Genomic DNA, 1,648 nt, shown 5'->3' on the forward strand with positions numbered 1-1,648 from the left:
CCCGCTTCTCTCACCGCGCCCTGGCTCGAGCTGCATCTTGACTGGTGCGGGTCGGCGTTGCTCATCCTGGTTTTGAGGACGAGCGCGGCCTGCGCCGCGGAGAGCGGCGGTGCTGGGCTTGTGCAATTTATCCTCTGTGGTTTGCGGGAAGGGTCCAGGTCCGGCGGCGTCAGCGGGCCGCGGCGCGTATTCGTTCGTGCGCGAGGCTGAACTCCTGTGCGTATGGACAGGCCGAAGCCATTGCGACCTTGATGCGACGCACCGAGACACGGACCTGAGCCCCGATCTTCAGCAGCTTCAGCCTGATCGTGCCGCAGGTGGCGTTGGCGAGCCTGGTGTGGGCGAGGCCGAGGCGGCGCAAGGCGCAGATCAGGACGTAGGCAAACGAGGCGAACCAGAGCCGCAGCTGATTGGCGCGCATGGTGTGAGCGCTGGTGCGGTCGGCGTAGAGGTCGAGCTGGCACTCTTTGATCCGGTTCTCCATGTCGCCGCGGGCACAGTAGAGATCCTCGTAAAGTGCCCGTGCCGCCCAACGCTTTGGCTTGAGCGAGGTCACGATGAAGCGCGGATTGGCGCCCTGCGTCGTCCACTCGGCCTTGGCGACGACCCGCCGTCGGCGTGACCAACTGTCTTTGGTCGACCACATGAAGTCGCGGAACACGCGCGCGGCCTTGTCGCTTTTCCTGGATGCCAGGCGAGCTTCCTGCAAGGCGGGAGCGATCTTCTTCTCCAGCCGCTCGTTGCGGGCAAGGCCAAAGACATAGTCGACGCGGTTTGCCTCGCACCAGGCCATCAGCTCTTCCCGGGCAAAGCCGGAATCGGCGCGCAGGATGATGCGCACCCTGCGCCACTTCCTGCGGATCTGCCGCACGATCCGCTCGACCTCCTCGACCGCTCCCTTGCTGGCGTCGATGTTGGAACGCCTGAGCTTTACCGCCAGCAGGTGCCGACCGCAGAAGATGTAGAGCGGCAGGTAGCAGTAGCAGTTGTAGTAGCCGTGGAAGAACCGGCCTTCCTGGTGGCCGTGCAGCGGGTCATCGGTGGCGTCGAGGTCAAGCACGATCTCGGCCGGCGACGTGTCGTGGGCTTCCAGGAACAGATCGACGAACAGAGCTTCGATCGCCTGCGTGTCGTGGCCGATCTTGTGGTAGCGCGTCGGCTCCCCGACCCGGCTGAGCTCCAGCCGGTTGAGCGTCGACTTGCCGGCAAGCACCGCGCAATCCTCCCGCTTCGGCGTCAGGCTTTCCGACACAAGGGCAAGCACCGGGTCGTGGCGCAGCGTGTCGTGGTCGTCGACGTCCTCATATCCCAGCGCGATCGCCGCGATGCGCTGTCCCACCAGTGTCTGGACGCTGTGCACCGTGCAGTCCGGATCGCGTCGGTCGATGAAGCAGGCAGCCACCCGGCCGAACAGGCCGACGGTTTTGTCAACGTGGCGCACAAGCAAGGCGCCGGCATCCGAGGTGATCGCTCCGCCGTCGAAACCGGCGACCACTTTATGGCCGTCGAAGCCTTCAAATTCGAGCTGATCGGAGATACAGTGTGTGTGCATCGGACCCCGTTCCTGAATCTGATAACTCTTTGTTACAAAAGCAGTTTCTCAGATTCTTGGGGCCGATGCACCCCTTACCTTGAGATATTCAGGCTA

At 63.7% G+C, this 1,648-nt stretch carries 1 protein-coding gene; it reads right to left on the bottom strand.

Annotated features, from left to right (window positions below; all coding sequences use genetic code 11):
* Positions 1 to 169 precede the first annotated feature (169 nt).
* A complete protein-coding gene (locus NKI08_RS34390; protein WP_352775937.1) occupies positions 170 to 1,552 on the bottom strand; it encodes an IS1380 family transposase in 1,383 nt (460 codons plus the stop codon).
* Positions 1,553 to 1,648: the final 96 nt, after the last annotated feature.

Source organism: Mesorhizobium sp. M0768, from assembly GCF_040320195.1.
Taxonomy (GTDB): domain Bacteria; phylum Pseudomonadota; class Alphaproteobacteria; order Rhizobiales; family Rhizobiaceae; genus Mesorhizobium.

Coding starts and splice junctions, on each gene's coding strand:
- NKI08_RS34390 (WP_352775937.1), bottom strand. CDS start 1,552: ATGCACACACACTGTATCTCCGATCAGCTCGAATTTGAAGGCTTCGAC.